1 pseudogene is annotated in these 478 nt (G+C 69.9%); it reads left to right on the top strand.

The features are described 5' to 3' along the window. Window positions 1-478: pseudogene (locus DD1DGNOD_RS03200) on the top strand (type I restriction endonuclease subunit R); the annotation flags it as partial.

Here is a 478-nt window from a genome sequence, read left to right on the forward strand (position 1 = left end):
TGTGGACGAGGCACATCGCAGCCACTACGACACCCTCGACGGGTTTGCCTTACGGCTGCGCGAGGCGCTGCCGAAGGCGACGTTCCTCGCGTTCACCGGCACCCCCCTGTCGGAGGCGGACCGCGACACCCGCAAGGTGTTCGGCGACTACATCGACGTCTACGACCTCACCCGGGCCGTTGAGGACGGGGCGACCGTCCGGGTGTACCACGAGAGCCGGCTCATCCCGCTGGAGCTGCCGCCGGGCGTCGATCCCGAGACGATCGACACCCAGGCCGACGAGATCACCGCCGGGCTGGACGAGGCGGAACAGGAGCGGCTGCGCCGCGGCGTCGCCGTGATGAACGCGCTCTACGGCGCGCCGGCCCGGGTGCGGACCCTGGCGAGTGACATCGTCAAACACTGGGAGGCGCGCTCCGACCGGATGCGTTCGTTCATCGACGGCCCCGGCAAAGGGACGATCGTCTGTGCCACCCAG

The sequence above is a fragment of the Candidatus Protofrankia californiensis genome (assembly GCF_900634765.1).
Lineage (GTDB): Bacteria > Actinomycetota > Actinomycetes > Frankiales > Frankiaceae > Protofrankia > Protofrankia californiensis.